Origin of the sequence: Centipeda artemidis DSM 19719 (assembly GCF_000426665.1) — a bacterium.
In the GTDB taxonomy this organism is placed as follows: Bacteria; Bacillota; Negativicutes; order Selenomonadales; family Selenomonadaceae; genus Centipeda; species Centipeda artemidis.
Genome location: NZ_AUFU01000007.1, coordinates 58550 through 79274, shown reverse-complemented (window position 1 = coordinate 79274; position 20725 = coordinate 58550). Strand labels below are relative to the sequence as shown.

Annotated in this window: 22 protein-coding genes; all 22 read left to right on the top strand. The window is 57.9% G+C overall.

Features of this window, described 5'->3' with window-relative positions; all coding sequences use genetic code 11:
* The first annotated feature begins 20 nt into the window (after positions 1-20).
* The 22 genes from K341_RS0105570 to prmC all read left to right on the top strand — a co-directional run bounded on the left by K341_RS0105570 (position 21) and on the right by prmC (position 20263).
* Positions 21-1796 (top strand): sensor domain-containing diguanylate cyclase, encoded by a 1776-nt coding sequence (locus K341_RS0105570; protein ID WP_026762129.1) that lies wholly within the window; start codon positions 21-23, stop codon positions 1794-1796.
* Between the two features lie 32 nt (positions 1797-1828).
* Complete coding sequence (locus K341_RS0105565; protein WP_009349225.1) at positions 1829-2389, top strand: hypothetical protein; 561 nt, start codon at positions 1829-1831, stop codon at positions 2387-2389.
* 38 nt (positions 2390-2427) lie between these two features.
* Positions 2428-3219: a TIGR00282 family metallophosphoesterase gene (locus K341_RS0105560; RefSeq protein WP_026762128.1), complete on the top strand. Its 792-nt coding sequence runs from the start codon at positions 2428-2430 to the stop codon at positions 3217-3219.
* Between the two features lie 11 nt (positions 3220-3230).
* Positions 3231-4064 carry a PHP domain-containing protein gene (locus K341_RS0105555; protein WP_009438731.1) on the top strand — a complete coding sequence of 278 codons (834 nt, stop codon included), beginning with the start codon at positions 3231-3233 and terminating at the stop codon, positions 4062-4064.
* 31 nt (positions 4065-4095) lie between these two features.
* Positions 4096-4944 carry an Asp23/Gls24 family envelope stress response protein gene (locus K341_RS0105550; protein WP_009349222.1) on the top strand — a complete coding sequence of 283 codons (849 nt, stop codon included), beginning with the start codon at positions 4096-4098 and terminating at the stop codon, positions 4942-4944.
* Positions 4945-5076: 132 nt separating this feature from the next.
* A complete protein-coding gene (gene flgB / locus K341_RS0105545) occupies positions 5077-5499 on the top strand; it encodes a flagellar basal body rod protein FlgB (protein ID WP_009349221.1) in 423 nt (140 codons plus the stop codon).
* Positions 5500-5517: 18 nt separating this feature from the next.
* Positions 5518-5973: a flagellar basal body rod protein FlgC gene (flgC, locus tag K341_RS0105540; RefSeq protein WP_009349220.1), complete on the top strand. Its 456-nt coding sequence runs from the start codon at positions 5518-5520 to the stop codon at positions 5971-5973.
* Between the two features lie 34 nt (positions 5974-6007).
* Entirely contained in the window at positions 6008-6310 is a 303-nt protein-coding gene (gene fliE, locus K341_RS0105535; RefSeq protein ID WP_009438773.1) for a flagellar hook-basal body complex protein FliE, read from the top strand.
* 83 nt (positions 6311-6393) lie between these two features.
* Entirely contained in the window at positions 6394-7974 is a 1581-nt protein-coding gene (gene fliF / locus K341_RS0105530; RefSeq protein WP_009349218.1) for a flagellar basal-body MS-ring/collar protein FliF, read from the top strand.
* A 2-nt stretch (positions 7975-7976) separates the two neighbouring features.
* Positions 7977-8996: a flagellar motor switch protein FliG gene (gene fliG / locus K341_RS0105525; protein ID WP_009349217.1), complete on the top strand. Its 1020-nt coding sequence runs from the start codon at positions 7977-7979 to the stop codon at positions 8994-8996.
* A complete protein-coding gene (locus K341_RS0105520) occupies positions 8989-9780 on the top strand; it encodes a FliH/SctL family protein (RefSeq protein ID WP_026762127.1) in 792 nt (263 codons plus the stop codon). The genes fliG and K341_RS0105520 overlap by 8 nt, the downstream gene beginning before the upstream one ends.
* Positions 9777-11153 carry a flagellar protein export ATPase FliI gene (fliI, locus tag K341_RS0105515; protein ID WP_026762126.1) on the top strand — a complete coding sequence of 459 codons (1377 nt, stop codon included), beginning with the start codon at positions 9777-9779 and terminating at the stop codon, positions 11151-11153. The genes K341_RS0105520 and fliI overlap by 4 nt, the downstream gene beginning before the upstream one ends.
* Entirely contained in the window at positions 11150-11617 is a 468-nt protein-coding gene (gene fliJ / locus K341_RS0105510; RefSeq protein ID WP_009349214.1) for a flagellar export protein FliJ, read from the top strand. The genes fliI and fliJ overlap by 4 nt, the downstream gene beginning before the upstream one ends.
* A complete protein-coding gene (locus K341_RS0105505) occupies positions 11614-12222 on the top strand; it encodes a lytic transglycosylase domain-containing protein (RefSeq protein WP_009349213.1) in 609 nt (202 codons plus the stop codon). The genes fliJ and K341_RS0105505 overlap by 4 nt, the downstream gene beginning before the upstream one ends.
* A gap of 27 nt (positions 12223-12249) precedes the next feature.
* Positions 12250-12864 (top strand): MotE family protein, encoded by a 615-nt coding sequence (locus K341_RS0105500; protein ID WP_009349212.1) that lies wholly within the window; start codon positions 12250-12252, stop codon positions 12862-12864.
* Between the two features lie 84 nt (positions 12865-12948).
* Complete coding sequence (locus tag K341_RS0105495) at positions 12949-14094, top strand: N-acetylmuramoyl-L-alanine amidase (protein ID WP_009657645.1); 1146 nt, start codon at positions 12949-12951, stop codon at positions 14092-14094.
* 24 nt (positions 14095-14118) lie between these two features.
* Positions 14119-15498 carry an MATE family efflux transporter gene (locus tag K341_RS0105490; protein ID WP_009349210.1) on the top strand — a complete coding sequence of 460 codons (1380 nt, stop codon included), beginning with the start codon at positions 14119-14121 and terminating at the stop codon, positions 15496-15498.
* 163 nt (positions 15499-15661) lie between these two features.
* Positions 15662-16942, top strand: coding sequence for an NAD(P)/FAD-dependent oxidoreductase (locus K341_RS0105485; RefSeq protein WP_009657641.1), 1281 nt, complete (start codon positions 15662-15664; stop codon positions 16940-16942).
* Between the two features lie 150 nt (positions 16943-17092).
* Entirely contained in the window at positions 17093-17293 is a 201-nt protein-coding gene (gene rpmE, locus K341_RS0105480) for a 50S ribosomal protein L31 (RefSeq protein WP_009349208.1), read from the top strand.
* A 110-nt stretch (positions 17294-17403) separates the two neighbouring features.
* Positions 17404-18318 carry a DUF1385 domain-containing protein gene (locus tag K341_RS0105475; protein ID WP_026762125.1) on the top strand — a complete coding sequence of 305 codons (915 nt, stop codon included), beginning with the start codon at positions 17404-17406 and terminating at the stop codon, positions 18316-18318.
* Entirely contained in the window at positions 18312-19376 is a 1065-nt protein-coding gene (gene prfA / locus K341_RS0105470) for a peptide chain release factor 1 (RefSeq protein WP_009349206.1), read from the top strand. The genes K341_RS0105475 and prfA overlap by 7 nt, the downstream gene beginning before the upstream one ends.
* On the top strand, positions 19376-20263 hold the full coding sequence (prmC, locus tag K341_RS0105465) for a peptide chain release factor N(5)-glutamine methyltransferase (protein ID WP_009349205.1): 888 nt from the start codon (positions 19376-19378) through the stop codon (positions 20261-20263). The genes prfA and prmC overlap by 1 nt, the downstream gene beginning before the upstream one ends.
* Positions 20264-20725: the final 462 nt, after the last annotated feature.

The window sequence follows — 20725 nt, the reverse complement described above, 5'->3', positions numbered from 1 at the left end:
TTGTTTGAAAAAGGGACATTATGCAGCAACTATCATATATTGCCGCAAGGGCGGAGGATGTCCGCCGGACGGCGGAGAAGGCAAAGGAAAAACTTGACCGGCTCCCTCATATAGAAACACTCCTCATCACGGCGGTGCTGCCGTGTTCAGTGCCGATTGAGGATGCCCGCGCCCTGAGGGACAGCATGAGGGAACTCTTTCCTGCGGCGCGGATTCTCGTTCATACGTCCGCACTCAAAATGGCGGAGATGCACCTTGATAACGACGGAATTATGCTCGTGTTCCTCACGTTCGAGTCCTCACAGGCGGATTTCCTCATGATCCGCTCAGAGACTGCGGACGAAGCGACGAAAAGGCACTTTGTAGATTTTGTGGCAGAGCGTCCCCATACGAAACTGGCAGGTTTTTTTGTCGTCGGTATGATGGATCGGATTGACGATATTCTTGCGTCGTTTTCGGATATTGACGAGCGTATCGAGGTGTTCGGGGCGTTTGTCGATGCCGCGCCGATGCAGGCACGCGGTTATATCCTTGCGGACGATGAGGAAATGACTCGGGGAACGCTCGCCGTCGTCTTTGGAGGGGAGACTCTTGCGGCGTGTGTGACGCGCAATTTTGGCTGGAACATGCTCGGGCGTGAGATCGTGGCGACCCACGTGGACGGCTGCACGATTAAAGAACTCGACGGCGATATGCCGCTTAAAATTTACGAACGGTATTTCGGTATTAAGGGCGACGATAATTTCGGCGCGGACGCCGCGCTCTTTCCCCTCTGCTTTGAAGAGGAGGATGGGTCGATCTCCGCGCGTGTACCGATTAAAATCGAGGAGGGCAGCGGAGAGCTGACCTTTGGCGTTCCTATTGCAAAGGGGACGAAGCTGCGCCTTGCATATGGTGATCCCTATGCAATTCTCTCGACGGCGGCGAAGAACGCGCATCACATGGCGGATTTTTCGCCGCAGGTAGTTATGGGGGCGGCGTGTGTCGGGCATTATCTTCTGCTCGGTGATGATGTGACGAGTGAGCTTGGCGCATGTGCGGCGTTTCCCGCCGCAGCATCCTTCATGTTTGGCGAGGTGCGCCGCGCGGGGAGAAAAATTGTCGCCGCACAGCTGAATGTCATGCTGGTCGGCATGAAGGAGAACGCCGAGGGCGTCTGCGATGTAGAGCTGCATCCCAAACGCGTGGCGCAGCTCTCCTACAACCGCAAGATGATTGCCTTCATGTCGCATTTTGTCCGCGTTACGGAGGAGGAACTGAACAGTGCCAACCGTCGGCTGAGCCAGCTGGCAAGCCGCGATGCGCTGACGAACCTGCTCAATCGCCGTGAGATGGAGCGGCTGCTCCAAGAGGCAGTGCGCGACGCACAGGAGAATCGGACGCTGCTGACCGTCATGCTGATGGATATCGATCACTTTAAGGGCGTCAACGATACCTATGGGCATGATGTTGGGGACAAAGTGCTGCTGACGGTTGCAGACGCCATTTCGGGCACCATCCGCGGCTCGGATGCGGGCTGCCGTTGGGGCGGAGACGAGTTCTTTGTCATCCTGCAGGGCGCCACGCTCGAGCTTGCGGGGCGCGTGGGCGAACGAATCCGCCGGCGCGTCGAGGCGGCAAAGATGGCGTTTGACGGCAATGTGACGGTCAGTATCGGCGTCGCCCATTTTGATCCGGAGCGTGACAACGAGCTGCAGCTCTTTAAGAATGCGGACGAAGCGCTCTACAGGGCAAAGAAAGAGGGGCGCAACGCGGTCTACTGCCTTGGCCTGGGGAAAGTACGGCAGGGTGAATAGAAAAGAAATTAGTGTGATGGGGAGAGCATACCATGTTTGATTTTTTGCGCAGGCATTTCGCTCCGCGAAAAAACGGCAGACAGGCGCGCGAACAGGCACGCCCCGGCGTGCAGCTGCTTGCCTCCATGCTCGTTTGTTTCCCGGAGATCGCTTCCGTGTCATATGATCCCGCCGGCGGCGGGCTGACCCTTGATTTTACCATTCGCGCGGCAGTGTCCGACGCGGAAATGGATACGTTTTCGTCATTTTTGATCGAGAGCATTGAGACTTATCACGCACTGGAGGACGGGATTCTGTGCGAGTCGCAGACGGCATATGAGCGGTACGATGCACTCACGATGCTGCATCTCCTGCGCCCCATGACGGAACTGACTGAACGTGAGCTAAGTCTCATTGTGCGCCTTATGACGGACAAGTTTGGGGATCAGCTCCTCGTCGATCCGCACAATATGGATGTGCTCGATACAGAGTTCAGCAGCCTCCAGCACGAGACCCTCGAGCGGATGCTCGTTGCCGTGCGGGATATTCCGCTGCATGACCGTCTGGTCGGTATTCGCGAGCATGATCAGGTCGTTGTTTACAATCGTTCGTGAGCAGATTATTTATCGTGCTGCTGTAAAGGAGAAATCGCGTGCGCATCATGTTGGTCGGAGATGTCGTCGGACGTGCGGGGCGCCGCGCCTTCCGCGCGCATACGCCGCGGCTCCGCACGGAGCGAAAAATAGACGTCGTGATTGTCAACGGAGAGAACTGCGCCGGGGGCAAGGGCTTTACGCGCAAGGCGTTGGATGAGCTCTATGCGGGCGGTGCGGATATTGTGACCTCCGGCAACCATGTGTGGGATAAAAAAGAAGTCTTCGACTTCATCGACGACGAGCCGTTTCTCGTGCGTCCCGCCAACTATCCGGAGGGGACACCGGGGCAGGGGTACTGCATTTTTCCGTTCAAGGCGCGGAACATTGCGGTCATGAATCTGTCGGGACGCTCCTTTATGCCGCCGATGGACTGCCCGTTTCAAAAGGCGGAGGAGCTGATCGCAGAGATCGGCGACCGCGCAGATATTTTCGTCCTTGACTTTCATGCGGAAACGACCTCCGAAAAGCTCGCGATGGGCTATTATCTTGACGGGCGTGCGGATGTTGTCGTCGGCACGCATACACACGTACAGACGGCGGACGAGCGGATTTTGCCGCACGGTACGGCGTACATCACGGATCTCGGTATGGTCGGGGTGCAGGATTCCATTCTCGGCGTGCGTACGGATCTCGTTTTGAGGAAGTTTCTGTCGGGGATGCCTGTACGCTTCGAGATGGCGGAGGGGGCGGCGGAGTATGCTGCCGTCATCGTGGATATCGACGACGTGCAAAGGCGCCGTACGACCATTGAACGTGTATTAATTCGGAACGAACAGCCTCAAACTTAGGGAGATTTTACATGGCAAGCGATTTGCATATCCATACGACCTTTTCCGATGGGAGGGATACCCCGGAGGAGATCGTAGAAGCGGCAAAGGCTGCGGGACTTCGCTATATATCGATTACCGACCACGACAGTGTGGAGGGCGTGACCGAACTCTATGAGAGCGGCCGCTGCCCGGCAGGAAGTCAGCTGCGCATCATTCCGGGCGTCGGATTCAGTGCCGATTATCCGGATCGGACGGTGCACATTCTCGGCTATGGGATCGATATCTATAACGCAGGACTCCAAGAAAAACTCGAAGAACTCAGCGAAGCACGGTGGACACGGTTTACTGAAATTGTGGATAAACTCAAAGGGCTTGGTTACGAGATCGGTGAGACAGAGGTGCTGACCGACGAGGGAATGTGCAAGGCTATCGGCCGCTCCCATGTGGCGCGCGTACTCGTCAAAAAAGGCTATTTCGACGCCATACGTCCCTGTTTCGAGCAGCTCCTTATGCGCGGCAGACCTGCCTATGTGCCGCATTTTCGCCTCGCGCCCGACGAACTCATCGACATCATCAAGGGGGCAGGCGGTGTGCCTGTGCTCGCCAATCCGAAATCCATCGGTGACGAAGCGGTGGTCACGGATCTCATCGAGCGTGGCATCGGCGGCATCGAGGTGTTTTATCCAAGCTACGACATGCAGGACACGCAGCACTATCTTGAAATCGCGCAGCGGCACGGGCTTTTCGTTTCGGGCGGTTCGGACTACCGCGGCTTTACAGGGCGCGAGCCGGGCGAACTCGGTCAGTTTACCATCGAGGATGTCTACGCGGAAAATTTCTACCGGCCGCCGCACGGCGCATAACGGCTTGGAATCATAAAGAGGAGGGACACGCATGGACGTGATCGCCCTTGTCGGCCCCAGCGGCACGGGAAAAAGCCACCGCGCGCTGTGGGTCGCCCAAAAGAACGGCGCGGACGCCATCATCGACGACGGCATTCTCATCAAAGACGGTAAGGTTATCGGCGGCATTTCCGCGAAGAAGGAGAAGAACCGCATCATGGCGGTTCGGCGTGCGATTTTCGTTTTGGCGGGACACGCTTCAATGGTGCGCGAGGCAATCGCCGCCGCCGCGCCGCGCCGCATTCTCGTGCTCGGCACCTCCGAGAACATGGTGCAGAAGATTGCCAAGACGCTGCGCATCGGTACGATCAGCAAGATCATCCGCATTGAGGATATCGCCTCGAAAAAAGATATGGAAATCGCGCAGTACCATCGCCTCAAGAAAGGCGAGCACATTATTCCCGTGCCGAGCATTGAACTAAAACCTCATTTTTCCGGCTACCTCATTGATCCAATTAAATCTTTTTTCAAGACCTCCTCATCGAAGCGGCGCCGCCTCGGGGAGCGTTCGATCGTACGACCCGTATTCAGTTATTACGGAAAACTCGTCATCGACGACTCCGTGATCAAAAATATTGTGCACATCGTCGCAGAAAAAATTGACGAAGTATATGGTGTCGGGAGTACCCATGTACAGCATGTGGTCAATGGAGACGACGATCTTGGGATTACGGTTTCAACCGAGCTCGTATTCTCCTACGGGCATGAGATTACAAACACTATGGAAACGCTTCGAAGCGAGCTGTGCTATGAGATCGAACGCATGACGGGGATGGTCGTGCATGAGGTCAATATTCTGGTTAAAAGTCTGCATGTTGCTCCGGCGGCAGCACCCGCATAAAAGCCTTCTTCACTTTTTGGGGGAAAAGTGCTAGAATGAAAAGGATTTTTTTCGGGGATGTAGAAATAATAAATATGTTTTCCTATGCAGTTTTTTTGATGCAAGGAAATGGGGAAAGGAATGTGACGTTTCATGCTGGAACAGCTCGTTAGTTCCTCAACGCTCGACATCGGCAGCCGCGCACTGGCCGCGGCATCCCTGCGGCATGAGGTGCTCAGCAACAATATTGCCAACGTGAATACACCGAACTTTAGGCGAAGCCATGTCCGGTTTGAAGATCTTCTGCAAAAAGAGCTGGGGCTTGCCGAAGATCCGCTGATGAAGGTTGTGCGCACGCATGACCGGCATTTTCCGCTGGCCTTCCGCGGGAAGGCGCACGGCGTGATCGAGCAGGACAGTACGACGAACATGCGTCTTGACGGGAACAATGTGGACATTGACATCGAGATGGCGGAGGTCGCGAAAAACCAGCTCTATTACAGCGCCTTAGCAAACCGTATGGGCGGTTATGTGAGTAAGATAAAGAGTATTATCAACAGCAATCAGGGCAGCTGAATATAGGGAGGGAACGGTATGGGCATGTTTTTGGGAATTGACGCAGCGGCATCCGGACTTACGGCAGAACGTCTGCGCATGGACGTTATCTCGAATAATATTGCGAATGCGAATACGACACGCGCACAAGGCGGCGGCGCTTATCATCGCCGCTATGTGGTCTTTCAGCCGCGTGAAAAGGGCAATGGAATCGGTTTTGAGTCGTTCCTCGCACGTGCATCCGAGCGGATGCGCCCGGGGGACGGCGTTCGTGCGCTCTCAATCGAGACGGATCGGTCGCCGGGCGTGCTCGTCTACGAGCCGGGACATCCGGATGCGAACGCGGAGGGCTATGTTGAACGCCCGAACGTCAATATCGTCTCCGAGATGGTGGATATGATCTCGGCATCGCGCGGCTACGAGGCAAACACAACGACCATCAATGCCGCGAAATCCATGGTAAATGCAGCACTGCGCATCGGCAGCGGCAGCTAATTTCAGCGCTCATTGATAAGGGAGATCGATTTACATGGAAATACAAGCACTGCAAATGACCCCCGTAACGATGCGCGCGACCAGTCATCTTGGGGAGACAGTTGACAGGGCGGAGACAAAAAGCTTCGGGACCTATCTGAAAGATGCGCTCTCCGAGGTGAACCGGCTCCAGCTCGACTCTGAACATCAGGATGCACTGCTGGCGGCGGGAGAAGTCCAGGATGTCTCTCAGGTCATCGTGGCAGGGCAGAAAGCCGAGATCGCGCTTCAGCTGACGCTGCAGCTGCGCAACCGCGCTGTTTCTGCCTATCAGGAAATCATGCGAATGCAGGTTTGATCGCTTCCTAGTTTGCACTATGCGGCGGCGCCCGCATGGGGGAACGGGAAGTACATCCATGATGACTTGAAGGGAAAGAGATTATGGGAGAGTGGAAAGAGCGCGGCCTTGCCATGTGGGAACGCTTTGACAAGCGCCAACGCTATATCATGCTTGGCTCCGCACTCGCGATTCTTGCACTCATCTTTGGACTCAGTTTTTGGTATGGCAGCAAACCGGATATGGTGCCGCTCTTTACCGATATGGAGACCAAGGATGCGGGCGAGGTCGCCAATCAGCTGCGTGAAGCGAAGATCAGCTATGAGGTGCAGGACGGCAAGAATGGGACGACCATTCTTGTGCCGACGACGAATGTCCATGAGGCGCGCCTCAATCTCGCCACACAGGGGCTTCCGCGCGGAAACAAGGGGTTTGAGATCTTTGACGACAGTAAACTCGGTGTGACCGAGTTTCAGAATCGTGTCAACTATCTCCAGGCGCTGCAGGGCGAATTGACGCGAACCATTGAGCAGATCGATGCCGTTGAAAAGGCGCGCGTACACATCGTGCTGCCGGAGGACAGCCTCTACAAAAAAGAGGAAAAGCCCGCCACGGCGTCTATTATGCTGCGCCTGAAGCCGGGCACGGAACTGACCAAAAAGGAAATTAAGGGCATTGTCAACCTTGCCGCGCACAGCGTCAAGGGCTTAACGCCTGAAAATATCACGATCGTTGACGACACAGGGAAAATCCTCAACGATCCGGACGACCAGGACGAAAAGTCGGTCGGGGTCAAGACGCTTACACAGCTCGATATGACCCGCAAGGTACAGGACAATATTGAGAAAAAGGTGCAGTCGCTCCTCGATCAAACGCTTGGAGAAGGACGTGCCGTTGCACGCGTCAGCGTCGAACTCGACTTTGACGACCGCCTGACGGATAAGCAGACATTTACCCCCGTTGTGGACGACGCAGGCATCATTCGCAGTCAGCAAGATATTTCCGAGAACTACACCGGGAGCTCGACGAATCCGGGAGGACCGGCGGGCGTACAGAGCAACGTGCCCGGTTATGTGGAGCAGGAGAGCAACGCCAACGCGCAGTACGAGAAAAAAGAATCCACAAAGAACTATGAGATCAACGAAGAGCGCCAGCACGTCATCGCATCGCCCGGATCGATCCGTCGGCTGACGGTTGCCGTTCTCGTCAATGACGACGTGACGCAGCCGCAGCAGGAGAGCATCCTGCGCACGGTCAGCAGTGCGGCGGGCATCAATCAGGCGCGCGGCGACACGATCTCCGTCGAACCCCTGCCGTTCAGCAAAGAGGCGGCGGAGCGCCGCGCGGCAGAAGAACAGGCGGAAAAGGATCGTCAGGATCGCATTTTCTACGCGCAGGTCGGCATCGTCCTGCTCATCATCGCCCTCATCGTTGGAGGAATCCTCATGTATCGCCGCAAGAAACGTCTTGAACGCGAAGCGGCGGAAGAGGCGCAGCGTATCGAAGAAGAGCGCATCGCAGAGGAGCGCGCCGCAGCAATCGCGGCGGGTCAGGTCGAAGAGGAAGACCTCTCCGAAGAAGAGCAGCAGCAGATGAATCAGAAACAGGCGCTGCTTGCGCTCATCGATGCGAAGCCGGAAGAGGTTGCGCTCCTCGTTAAGACGTGGCTTTCGGAGGGGGAGTGACCATGCCGGACATGTATGGCAGCGGAGACATGACGAATCAGCAAAAAGCGGCGATTCTCTTTATCGCGCTTGGGCCTGAATACTCCGCAAAGCTCTTTCAGCATATGGATGACGACGAGATTGAGCAGCTAACGCTCGAGATCGCGAACCAAAAACAGGTATCCTCTTCGCTCAAGGCGGAGATCATCGCAGAATTCTACTCCATGTGCATGGCACAGGATTACATCTCTTCGGGCGGTCTCCAATATGCGCAGAACGTCCTCGAGAAGGCGCTCGGCCCCGACAAGGCGCTCGAGATCATCAACCGTCTTACGACGAGCCTGCAGGTGCGTCCCTTCGACTTCCTGCGCAAGACCGATCCCGCGCAGCTCCTCAACTTCATACAGAACGAGCATCCGCAGACCATCGCGCTCGTCATGGCGTATCTCGATCCGGATCAGGCGGCGATCGTCCTGGGATCGCTCCCTCCCGAATCGCAGGTCGAGGTCACAAAGCGTGTTGCGACGATGGATCGTACGTCGCCGGATTTCATCCGCGAGGTAGAGCGCGTGCTCGAACGGAAACTCTCTTCTATGGTTACACAGGACTTTACTACGGCAGGCGGCATCAAGGCGATCGTCGAGGTGCTCAACCGCGTCGACCGTACGACGGAGAAGGCGATCGTCGAGACCCTCGAGGTCGACAATCCCGAACTCGCCGAAGAGATCAAAAAGCTCATGTTCGTGTTCGAGGACATCGTGCAGATCGACGACCGTTCGCTCCAGCTCGTCCTGCGTCAGGTCGAGACGAAGGATCTCTCCCTCGCGCTCAAGGCGACGCCGCAGGAAGTTGCGGAAAAGGTGTTCAAGAATATGTCCACGCGTGCGGCAGATATGCTGCGCGAGGAGATCGAGTTCATGGGACCCGTCAAGATTCGCGACGTCGAAGAGGCGCAGCAGAAGGTTGTCGGTGTCATCCGCGTGCTCGAGGACAAGGGCGAAATCGTGATTTCGCGCGGCAAGGGAGACGAGATGATTGTCTAGGGTTATCAAGGCAGCCGTCTGGGAAGAGAATCCGCACCTCATAGACGTACCGCCCCCACCGCCCCCGCCCCGCGAAGAGGGGGAGGCGGAAGCCTTAAGCGAAGAGGCGGTGCAGAACCTCCTCGCCCGCATCGCCGAGCGCGAACAGGCGATGGACGAACGCGTCAAAGAGGCGGAAATACAGGTCGCCGTACTCCACGGGGAAGCCGAGGAAGAGCGCGACCGACTTCTCAGTGAGGCGCAGACACAGATCGAAAACGACCGTGCAGAGGCGCGTGCCGCAGGGCATGCAGAGGGCTTTGCCGCAGGCCATGCCGAAGGCGAAGCCGCCGTGCGCGAAGAGATGGCGGAGCTCATCCGCACGACCAACGCGCAGGCGGAAAAGACACTGCGCGACGCACACGACGCCATGCGCGATTATCTCATGCAGGCAGAGGAGGATATTGTTTCCATTGCCATGACGGCAGTGGAGCGCATTCTCCCGCAGCATTTCATTGATGTGCCGCAGATGGTTCTGCCCATCGTCCGCGACGCGATCCTCCGGGTCAAAGACCAAAAGGAAGTCATCGTCCATGTGCCGCCGGACAGCTATGATTTTGTCCTCATGGCACGCGACGAACTGCGAGGACTCCTCACGGCGGGGGATACGAATCTCACGATTACCTCCGACGAGGCAATGAAGCCGGGCGACTGCCTTGTGGAGACGCCGAACGGCAGCGTGGACGCACGCCTTCAGACGCAGATCGAACAGCTCAAAAAGGCTGTGCGGGAAGTAATGCTATGAATATGAGTGAAACGGGGGGAAATCCCCCATTTTCCATAGATGTCCGGAAATTTAAGGATGCCCTGCACGCAGCGTCACCGATGAAGCTCACGGGGAAGGTCACGCAGATCATCGGTCTCGTCATCGAGTCGCAGGGACCCACGGTGACGGTCGGCGAGCTGTGCTATGTCAGATCCCATTTCACCGGGATGCCGGCAGTGCCCGCAGAGGTCGTCGGATTCCGGGAGGGGAGCGTCCTGCTCATGCCGGTCGGCGAGATGCAGGGCATTGGCCCCGGCTGCGAGGTTACGGCAACGGGACGACGCCTGCGTGTGAAGGTCGGGGAGGAACTCCTCGGGCGCGTGCTCGACGGGCTCGGCAACCCCATCGACGGCAAGGGTCCCATCCTTACAAAGGAAGAGTATCCCCTGCAGGCGCCGCCGCCGTCACCACTCTCTCGTCCGCGCATCAGTGAAAACCTCTATGTCGGTGTGCGTGCCATCGACGGGCTCATCACGCTCGGTGACGGACAGCGCATCGGCATCATGGCGGGCTCGGGTGTCGGCAAGTCCACGCTGCTCTCCATGATTGCGCGCAATACGGAGGCGGATATCAGCGTCATCACCCTCGTCGGCGAGCGCGGACGTGAGGTACGCGACTTTATCGAGCGGGATCTTGGTGAGGAGGGGCTCAAACGCTCCGTCGTCGTCGTTGCGACCTCGGATCAGCCGGCGCTCGTCCGCATTAAGGGCGCGATGACGGGAACGGCGATTGCCGAGTATTTCCGAGATCGCGGGCACAAGGTCGTCCTCATGATGGACTCCGTGACGCGCTTTGCTATGGCGCAGCGCGAAGTTGGACTCACCATCGGCGAGCCTCCCGCAACGCGCGGCTATACACCGTCCGTCTTTGCCATGCTGCCGCGGCTCCTCGAGCGTGCAGGCACGAGCGAGCACGGGTCGATTACGGGCATCTACACCGTCCTCGTTGACGGCGACGACATGAATGAGCCGATCGCCGATGCCGTGCGTTCGATTCTCGACGGACATATCGTGCTCTCTCGCCGGATTGCTGCGCAGAATCACTTTCCGGCGATCGACGTTCTCGGCAGTGTCAGCCGCGTTATGTACGAGGTCGTTCCCAAAGAACATCTTGAAGCGGCGCAGGAAATGCGCCAGCTCATGGCGGTCTACAGCGAAGCGGAGGATCTTATCCATATCGGTGCCTATGTCAAAGGCTCAAGTCCAAAGATCGACGCTGCGATCCAAAAAATCGAGGGCATCAACGATTTTCTTTGTCAGGATATCTTCGAAGTGACCTCTTACGAGGATACGGAGCGGCGGCTCGTGGAGCTGACGGGGAAGCAGCCCGCATCCGCTGAAGAACTCACATGAAAAAATTTCGATTTCAGCTTGAAACCCTCCTTAAGGTGACGCGCATGAAAAAGGAAAAGGCGGAAGTCGCCTTTGCCGAAGCCGTGCGAAAACTGGAGGAGGCGCGTGCATACCAGCGCCGGCTGCTCGAAGAGATGCAGCAGGGGCAGCATGATTACGAAGAACTCTCTAAAACGGGCACGCGCATCAAGATTGGGCGGCTCATGAGCTTTAACCGCTTCTTTGCATGGAAGCGGCAGCAGATCGAGGAGCAGCAGCAGGTTGTCCTGCGTGCAAATGCAGAGCGGCAAAAGCGGCTCAAAGTCCTGATGGAGCAGATGAGCGCGCTCAAGAGCATTGAAAAACTGAGGGAAAAACGTCTTGCGGAATACAAGGCGGAGGCACTGCAGGAAGAGCAGAAAATGCTCGACGAGATCGGCCTGCAGCTCACGATGAGAAACAGGGAAATGGAGGAAGCGGTATGATGGATCTTTCCGCCATACGGCAGATACAGGCACGCATCGCCGAGATTGAGGGACAGTTTAACCTGCCGCAGGCACAGCTTCCGGGTGCAGATTTTGCGGCACGGCTGCGTGCGGAGATTGATCGCAGCGCCGCAGGAGCGGCAGAGAAGGCACACACAGTGCAAGCCGCAGCTCCACCGGCCGCCGTTCAAGAAACGGCACGGGCAGAGCGGACTGCACCGACAGACGCTGCTCAGCCCGATCTCGCGCGTACGATTCATGCCGCTGCGCAGAAATACGCGGTCGACCCGAAACTTGTCTCCGCCGTTGCGGAGGTCGAGTCGGGGGGGCGGCAGGACGCCGTCTCGGACGCGGGGGCAATCGGCGTCATGCAGCTCATGCCGGGAACGGCTGCGGAACTTGGCGTCAATCCTTACGATATGAAGAGCAACGTCGAGGGCGGCACGAAATATCTGAGCGAGCTCCTCGGCACGTTTGGCGGGGATGTCCGCAAGGCGGTTGCCGCCTACAATGCGGGAGCGAGTGCCGTTAAGGCATACGGCGGCGTTCCTCCGTACGCGGAGACGCAGGACTACGTGAACCGTGTACTCGATATTTATCGGTGAGGGAAGAGAAAGAGGGATGGGGATTCTATGCGGAAGAAACTAAAGATCCTATTCGGTCTGATCTTACTCCTCGTGATTGTTGCGGGCGGTTTTGCCCTTGGCGTCTACCTGCGTCTCTTTGACACGCAGGCACTGAACGAGGAATATCATCTGCACGAGCTTCCGATTGTCGGCGAATACTTCGTCCCGCCTGCGGGCAGTGCCGAAGAGACACAGACGACGGGGACGCAGAGCGCGCAGACGTCATCTGCAAAACCTGCCGCCGCAGGCACGCCGAAAAAGGTATCTGAGAGCGTAAAGATCACGAAAGAGGAGATCGCCAAGCAGCAGGCAGAGCGCGAGGCGGCGGAAAAAAAGCGCGTCACGAAACTTGCACGTCTCTACAATGATATGAAGGCGGCGGATGCTGCTAAGGTGATGGAGGCTCTCGATATTGATCTCTGCATTGCGATCCTCCAGCGTATGGACGAGGGCAATGCGGCGAAGATCATGGCAGCGTTCGAACCGGAACGTGCCGCTGAGATCACGCAGATCATCTACGAGGGCGTCCCGCGCAAAGGGGCGGCAGCACGCAGTGCAGCCGCCCATGCTCCCGTACCGGGGACAGCGGACGAAGCGCCCGCAGAAACCTCACAGCAGTAGCGAATGTGCATATTTACACGAAAAAGAAGAGCCTGCGAAGTAGATGCAAAGCCTATTTCGCAGGTTTTTTGGGAGGTGGTGCCCTTGCGGCGTATTGTTTTACTGATGAGCCTTCTGCTCATCGGATTTTTTGGAATCATCGGCGCCGCAGGACATGCGGAGGCAGCATTCAGCGATCGTGCGCATGACATGGCGAAGATCACGGGGATTCGCATCGGGAAAGCGGACGGCAATGTCCGCATCGTCGTGGATGCCGACCGTCCCGTAACCTATCGGCAGAATGTCCTTGCAAATCCCACGCGCGTTGTGGTTGATGTGCAGAACGCATGGATTTCCGCAGACGTAAAGCGTTCAGTCGGCATCGACTCCTCAATTGCCTCTGCCGTACGTGTCGCGCAGTTCGACCAAACAACTGTCCGCATCGTGGTGGAGACTTCCGTGGGCAAGGACGGGTACAAGGTCTTTGCCTTGGGCGGCGACAAGCCGCGTATCGTCATGGACTTTGGACGCGCGCCGGGTAGCATACCCAAGAAGCCCGCACCGCAGGTACAGCCGCCTGTGCAGCTTCCGCAGCAGGGTGAGCAGGAGGAGGACGAGAACGAACAGCCGCGCGGCAGCAGTGACGTTAATCGGGATATCTCCAAGATCATCGGGCTGAAGGGGCGCAAGATCGCCATCGATCCCGGACACGGCGGCAGCGATTCGGGGGCGATCGGCCCCACAGGCGTCATGGAAAAATCTGTGACGATCCGCGTGAGCAAGGAGGTCAAGCGCCTGCTCGAAGCGGAGGGAGCGACCGTGATCCTCACGCGTACGGGGGATACCGAGGTCTCGCCAAAGGGCGCACAAGCAACCGCTGTCGAGGAGCTTGAGGCACGCTGTGAGATTGCAAACAAAGCGAACGCAGATATCTTCATTTCCATCCATGCGGACGCCTTTACGAATCGTGAGGTCAAGGGGACGACTGCCTACTACTACACAAAGGGCTCGCCGCAGTCGAGGCGCCTTGCCGACAGTGTGCGCACTGCCCTCATCGACTCTATCGGCACGCTTGACCGCGGTACGCAGACCAGCAATTTTTACGTGGTAAAACATACGGATATGCCGTCCATTCTCGTTGAGATCTCTTTCATTTCAAATGCAGACGAGGAGCGTATGATGAACAGTGAGGCGGGCATCAAGAAGATTGCCCGCGGCATTGCGGACGGCATTGCGGATTATTTCGGATAAAAGAATGAGAAGAGGAGGGATGACTTGCAGGAAGTTCATGGCTACCGGGCGCGTGCCCGCCAGTTCTTCATTGTGCTCCTTCCGATTCTCATCACGCAGCTCTCGCTCATGGCACCCGGATTCTTCAACACCGTCATGGCGGGACATATCAGCAAGGAGGATCTCGCCGGCGTCGCTGTCGGCGCGAGCATCTTCTTCCCCGTATTCGGCGCGTTTGTCGGGCTGATCTCGGGGCTGACTCCGGTGATTGCACATCATTACGGTGCGCAGGAGCGGAGGGAGATCAGGAGCGTCGTCCGGCAGGGATTCTACTGGGCGACGCTTTTTGGCGCGCTTCTCTTGGCGCTGGGCGCACTCACTGTTCCGATGCTTGTGCGGGCGCTCGATCTCGAGCCTGTCGTCGAAAATATCACGATGGAGTATCTGTCCTACATCGCGTTTGGCATGATCCCGATCGCGCCTGCGAGCGTTCTGCGCAACCTCATGGATGCACATGGGAAAACGCGGCTCACGATGTTTATCACCGTGACCGTTGTGCCGATCAACATTGTCCTCAATTACATATTCATGTACGGTGCGTTTGGAATTGCGCCGTTCGGCGGTGCAGGCGCGGGACTCGGCGCCGCGCTGAGCTATACCGTGTTCCTGCTGCTCACCATCATTGTTGTTTTGCGCATGGAACAGTTCAAACGCTATCATGTCTTTTCGGGATTCCCGCGCCCCGTGATCTCCGACTGGCGGGCACAGCTGAAGATCTGCATTCCCATCGGCATGACGGTGTTCTGCGAGCAGAGCATCTTCGGTGCGGTCGGTCTGCTTATGGCGGCATACGGTACAACCGTGCTTGCTGCGCATCAGGCGGCGATGAACTTTACGACCATCGTCTATATGCTGCCGCTTTCCGTCTCTATGGCAATTACCATCCTCGTTGGATACGAGGTCGGCGCGGGGCGCGAAAACGGTGCACGCGCATACATCCGCCTGAGCCGCGTGCTGACGCTTGCCTTCGTCGGCATCATTGCTCTTGCGCTTGCCGCCATGCGCGACCATGTCGCCGCGCTCTATTCGACGAATCCGGAAGTGCAGGAACTTCTGCGTGTCTTCCTTCTCTATGCACTCGTTATGCAGTTCTGCGACTGCGTCAACGCGCCGCTCCAAGGGGCGCTGCGCGGCTATAAGGATGTCACGGTTACATTCTGGCTCGCCGTCCTTTCCTTCTGGGGGATCGGACTGCCTGCAGGATACCTGCTCGCACGGATGACGGAGCTGGGACCATACGGCTACTGGGCGGGGCTCAACGGCGGCATCATCTTTGGCGCCGTCTGTCTCATGATCCGCCTGCGCGTCATCGAGAACCGGATGCGGCGGGAAAACGAGAGAAATGCGGCGATATCCGAAGTATAGACATATTGCCGCTGCTTATGAAAAAAATCAATATTGAAATTCTCCTGAAACGTGGTATGATAAACGCTGTGAGATAAACTTTCTCATATGAGATGGATTTATAGGATCATTTGATTCAACTATGTGATTTTTTTCACTATTATGTCAATGAGAGGGGAATATCATGGCGGAGCAGAAGCACGTTGTTATTGTCGGCGCCGGTTTTGGAGGGGTTTGTCTCGCCAAGGAACTCGCAAAAGAAAATGTCCGCATCACGCTTGTCGATCGGCACAACTATCATCTTTTTCAGCCGCTCCTCTATCAGGTAGCGACCGCTGTGCTCGCCGTGCCGGAAATTGCATATCCGACGCGCGCATTCTTCAAGCACAACAAGAATGTGGAGTTCCAACTCGCCTCGGCGGAGGGGGTCGATCAGGAACGCAAGGTACTCCTGACCAATCACGGTGAGATCGCGTACGATTACCTCGTACTCGCGGCGGGCGCAACGACGAATTTCTTCGGCAACGAGAGCGTCGCACAGAACTCCTATCCGATGAAGAGCCTCCAAGAGGCGATCGCGCTGCGCAGCCATCTCGTTCATGAATTTGAACGAGCGGCAAGAGTGAATGAGACCGACGATGACGAACGTCAGCGTCATCTCAACTTCGTCATCGTCGGCGGCGGCGCGACGGGCATTGAGCTGGCGGGCGCCATCATCGAACTTATCGATGTGTTTAAGAAGGAATACCATAGTCTTGATTTCAGCAGAGTTCACGTGATCCTGCTCGAGGCGATGGGCTCCGTCCTGCCGATGGTACCGCCCGACCTCCAACAGAAAACCATCGATGTTCTGCGGAAAAAGGGCGTTGATGTCCGGCTCAATACCGCCGTGACGGACTATGACGGATCAACGCTCAGCCTCAAGGGCGGCGACGTGATCCCGACCAAGACTGTGATCTGGGCGGCGGGCGTGCGCGCGCAGGACTTCATCAAAGACTGCGGCGGCGAGGTCGACCGCGCGGGGCGCATCATTGTCGAGGAGAACCTGCTCGTACGCGGCAGCGACTGCGTCTTTGCCATCGGCGACTGCGCGAACTTCCAGCACGGCACGGAGCGCCCACTCCCGACCGTCGCGCCCGTGGCAACGCAGGAGGCTCTGCAGGTGGGGCGGAACATCATGGCACTGATTCATGGGAAAAAGCCGGAAGAGCTTGGACGATTCGTCTATCAAGATCTCGGCGCGATGGCGACGATCGCGCGCGGCGAGGCGGTCATGAACGGTCCCATCCCTGTGATCGGCATCAATATGAAGGCGAGCGGTTTTATCGCGTGGACGGCGTGGATGTTCGTCCATCTCATGCGTCTGGCGGGGAAATATGCAAACTTCACCGTCATGATGAAGTGGATTTGGAATTATATTTTGGGCAAACGCCTCGCGCGCATCATCCTTACGAAGATGGAGTAGGACTTGCGCACCGCGTGCGTTTGTGTTATACTACGGCGGTAATGGACGCAGGGCGTCCGTTTCCAAGACTCGTTCTCGACGGCTTCGTCGAGTTCAACCAAGCGCGCACAAGCGGGCTTGTATCCGGCAAAAGAAACGAGGTGTATCGGAATGAAAGAGGGTATCCATCCGGAGTTCTTTGAGGCGACGGTGACGTGCGGCTGCGGCAACACGTTCAAGACCGGCTCGACCAAGGGCGATCTCCGCGTCGATGTCTGCTCGAAATGCCATCCGTTCTTCACGGGACGTCAGCGCGACGTTCAGGCGGGCGGACGCATCGAGAAGTTCCAAAAGCGCTACGCGAAGAAGTAGTAAAACCGGTGAGGTGCGCCGCACCTTGCCTGTTTTTGTCTGCGCATAACAGGAAGGGCTGCTGCACGAGAGATCGTGTGGCAGTCCTTTTTCATATAGAGGAAAAATTTATGTCAAAAAAAATCACCGATCTTGCCGTTGGCGGGCAGGCAGTCATCGAGGGCGTCATGATGCGCGATGCGGATCGGACGGCGACGGCGGTGCGACTGCCGACCGGCGAGATCGAGGTCGAGACGCATACCGTCACGTCCATCCGCGACCGCTATCCAATCCTCAATTTGCCGCTCATCCGCGGCTCGGTCATCATGATCGAGTCCCTCGTCATCGGGATGCGCGCGCTCTCTTTTTCCGCACAGGCGGCGGGCGAGGAGGACGAGCAGATGACGAAGAAGGAGCTCGCCATGACGATCGGCTTTGCGCTCGTACTTGCAAGCGTTCTCTTCATCGTCATCCCGACGGGGGCGGCGCACCTCGCGGCGGCTTATACGAACGATCCCGTCGTGTTCAACCTCATCGAGGGCGGCATCCGGCTCACCGTGTTCCTGCTCTACATTTGGGGCATCTCGTTTATGGACGGCATTCACCGCGTCTTTCAATACCACGGCGCGGAGCACAAGACCATCCACTGCTATGAGGCGGAGCTGCCGCTGACGGTTGAAAACGTGCAGCAGTTCACGCGCCTGCACCCGCGCTGCGGCACGAATTTCCTTCTCATCGTCATGATCGTCGCCATCGTGTTCCACGTCTTTTTCGGCTGGCCAGACCTCTGGCTGCGCATTCTGAGCCGTCTCGCGATTCTGCCCGTCGTTGCGGGCGTCTCGTACGAGATCATCCGCTTTGCGGGGCGCAGCGAAAGCCGTCTCGTCCGCATCCTCATCACGCCAGGGCTGTGGCTGCAGTACCTCACGACGCGCCCGCCCGCGGACGAGATGGTCGAGGTTGCGATCGAGTCGCTCAAGGCGGTACTGCCGCCCGATCAAATCCCCGCAGGCAGCGGGAATTACCGAAAGGAAGCATCGTGTTAAGCAAACTCACCGCAGTCGCGGACAAATACAGAGAGCTCGAAGCGCTCCTCAGCGATCCCACCGTCATGGCGGATATGGCGCGCTGGCAGCGGTACACGCGCGAGCACGCCGCGCTGACGCCCATCGTGACCGCATACGAAGCGTACCGCAAGGCGGAGGAAACCGTCGCCGAGGACAAGGAAATGCTCGCCGAGGCGGATGCCGAGATGAAGGAACTGTTGCTCGAAGAGATCGCCGCGGCGGAGGCGGAGCGCGAACGCCTTGCAAAAGAGCTGCCGATCCTCCTCCTGCCGCGTGACCCGAACGACGACAAGAACGTCATCGTCGAGATTCGCGGCGGCGTCGGCGGCGAGGAAGCGGCGCTCTTTGCCGCAAGTCTCTTCCGCATGTACGCGCGCTATGCCGAGCGGCAGGGATGGCGGACGGAGATCCTCAGCAGCAACGAGACGGAGATCGGCGGATTTAAGGAAATCTCGTTTCTCGTGACGGGTGCGGGCGCATACAGCAAGCTGAAATACGAGAGCGGCACACATCGCGTACAGCGCATCCCCGTCACCGAGTCCGGCGGGCGCATTCACACCTCGGCGGTCACGGTCGCCGTCCTGCCGGAGGCGGAGGACGTCGAGGTCACGATCGACCCGAACGACCTGCGCATCGATACCTACTGCGCTTCGGGCGCGGGCGGGCAGTACGTCAACCGTACGGAGACTGCCATCCGCATCACGCATCTGCCGACGGGCATCGTCGTGCAGTGTCAGGATGAAAAGTCGCAGCTCAAGAATAAGGAAAAGGCGATGAAGGTGCTCCGCGCACGCATCTACGACCGCGCGCAGCAGGAGCAGGCGGATGCCGTTGCCGCCGACCGGCGCAGTCAGGTCGGCTCGGGCGACCGCAGCGAACGCATCCGCACCTACAATTTCCCGCAGGGGCGCGTCACGGATCACCGCATCGGGCTGACACTCTACAAGATCGACGCCGTTTTGGACGGGGAGCTCGAAGAACTCCTCGCCGCGCTCATCACGGCGGATCAGGCGGAACGTCTGAAACAGGTGCAGTGATGGCGGAGCGTGAACTTTGGACGATCCGCCGTCTGCTCACATGGACGGCGGATTTTTTTAAGACGCGCGGCATCGAGAGCCCGCGCCTTGACGCCGAGGTATTGCTCGCCGCCGTCCTCGGCAAAGACCGCATGTATCTCTACGTCCATTTTGACGAACCGCTTGAGCCTGCGGAGCTGAGCACGTTTCGCGGCTATGTCAAAGAGCGCGGCGCGTATATGCCGACGGCATATGTGCTCGGCAGGCGGGAGTTCATGGGGCTGGTGTTTCGCGTCACGCGCGACACGCTCGTCCCGCGCCCCGATACCGAAATCCTCGTGCAGAGCGCCGTGGATTTCCTGTGCGCGCGGCATGCGGCGGGGGCGGAAGATATGTGCATTGCCGACCTCGGCACGGGAACGGGCGCAATTGCGCTCTCTGTCCTGCATCATGCGGATGTGGCGGAGCTGCACGCCGATGCCGTCGACATCTCGCCCGGCGCGGCCGCCGTCGCACGGGAGAACGCGGCGCAGCTAGGTCTTGCGGAGAAATGCACTGTGCATGAGGGCGATCTGCTCGCCCCTCTCGCGGGACGCAGCTATGATATGATATTGTCGAATCCGCCCTATATCCCTGCGGCTGACATCGCGGGACTCATGACCGACGTGCGCACCTATGAACCGCATCTCGCGCTGGACGGCGGCGCGGACGGGCTCGATTTTTACCGCCGCATTATGGCGGATGCCCCCGTGATGCTGAAAGCGGGCGGCGCAATCGCCATTGAGGTCGGCATCGGGCAGGCGGCGGATGTTGCCGCGCTTGCGGAGCAGCATCCGCGGATCGTGCGGACGGAGCTAAAAAAAGACCTTGCGGGGGTGGAGCGAGTTGTTATTGCCTACGGGGCGTGACACGGGATTTTGGCGCATAGCTGTGTCACTGCGAGAAATACTGCGCTCGACGTAGCTCTTAACTACACCTTCGCTTGTATTTCTCTTGTTCCTTGCTCTGCATCCAAACTTCCGTGTCACTCAGGTATCGGTATGAGTCGGGATTTTGGCGCATAGCTGTGTCACGGCGTTTACGTTTACCTTGCAGCTCAGGTGTGTACTTCACTCCGCGGCGCAAACGGGACGGCAGTCCATAAACGATTTTTAGAAAGTACACCGCCACGGCTCTGCGTAGCTCTGCTCTAAGAGCCGTATGACGGCGTTCTCACATCTTCGCATCTCTCGTCCGGTTATCGTGCCGCCCCGCCCCTTCGGGTGATGCTAGGCGTCGCGAGAGCACACACCTTCGCCGCTTCCGGGGAACGCCATATACATAATTCTCCCTCGCTATCAACGTATGTATGACAATGCCCTCGTAATATG